The organism is Flammeovirga sp. OC4 (assembly GCF_000812565.1).
GTDB lineage: Bacteria > Bacteroidota > Bacteroidia > Cytophagales > Flammeovirgaceae > Flammeovirga.
In genome coordinates this window covers 1-1,271 of the sequence record NZ_JTAM01000166.1, presented here as the reverse complement: position 1 = coordinate 1,271, position 1,271 = coordinate 1, and the positions used below count along the sequence as shown (strand labels likewise).

Annotated in this window: 1 protein-coding gene; it reads right to left on the bottom strand. The window is 30.8% G+C overall.

Annotated features, from left to right (window positions below):
* Positions 1-229: 229 nt before the first annotated feature.
* Entirely contained in the window at positions 230-859 is a 630-nt protein-coding gene (locus tag PL77_RS29785; RefSeq protein ID WP_044213674.1) for a hypothetical protein, read from the bottom strand.
* Positions 860-1,271 lie beyond the last annotated feature (412 nt).

Here is a 1,271-nt window from a genome sequence, read left to right as displayed (position 1 = left end):
TAAGGGGGATAAAACTAATAGTAACAAAGGAGAAAAAAAGGGGAAAAATAAAAAAGGGGAAAAAATGGCGTTTTTAATAGTGTAAGGGCTGATTCTTGCCTTTTTTATTTTTAAGCCAGATTAAAACGATTTGTACATTCGGGATGGAATCGTGTCCGTTTGTGTCCGTGGCTGTCCGAATTCTGTCCGAAACGTGGGGTGTTTTGTCCAAACCTGTCCTTTTTAACCTCTAATTGTAGAAATAATAGATTATTATTGACAAGAATAACAATATTAATGGCTTAATGATAAAATTAAACACCTTAGAGGATAAATCTATTGATTTTATGAAAAGATCTAACTTTTTGGTTATGTCTGTAGGGTTCTTTGTAACTTTCTTATAAGATTCAGCTATTCTTTTTGCTCTTCTTAAATCAATTTTTGATAGTTCTATATCCGAGATATAATCTTCATCGTAGATCTCTGGAACTAAATTGTCCATTAATAGAGAGTTGAAATCAAGGTTATCACTTTCTAATAGTGTATCTAACTTATTTTGAGACGTTTCTATATTTTTTTCATGTATCCATAATTCTGTATATGCAAACGGATTAAACTCTGAACCTAAAGCTATATCCCCTTTTTCAATAACGAAATCGCCATTCTTTATCCTTAAATCGGATTCCTCATCTTTTATATTTAAATTTATTGCATAGGTATGTTGAGATAAGTATTTAATGTAATTGGGATTTGTAGGAGAGTATTTCTCGTAATGTTTATCCAGTAGTAAAGCAATTGAATCTTTGTCTCTTAAAACAGAAATGTCTTCTAAAAGATCAAAATATTCTATTGTCGATAAAATTTTAAAATCAGTATTCATATGATTAATTATCTTATTATTAGTGGTTTATGCGTTGTCTTCTCTTCTGTTTGGCTTGATATAAAAAGAAATAACCTCCACGGAAAAGAGATGTTCGTGTCTTCTTTCATTATTGAAACAGTACGAAGCTCTTGGGTGTTACTCTTTATTTTGCATTCAGGGCTTACTGTTTTGTCTTTTTTAGTTCTATTGATATCCTTCTGCCTAGGGTCAAGAACCACAGAAAAAGAGCCTTATACGCTATTTAAGCCTATAATGAAGGGGTTTCAGTATTTTATACTTTCATTCATTGGATATATTTCTTTAAGTCATTTGTCTCGATTGGATTTACATGGAATAGATGTCATTGAACAAGGTAAAATACTTATAAACAGTATTTAAAGAGCATTAGGAGGCTAAAAACCTCCTATTT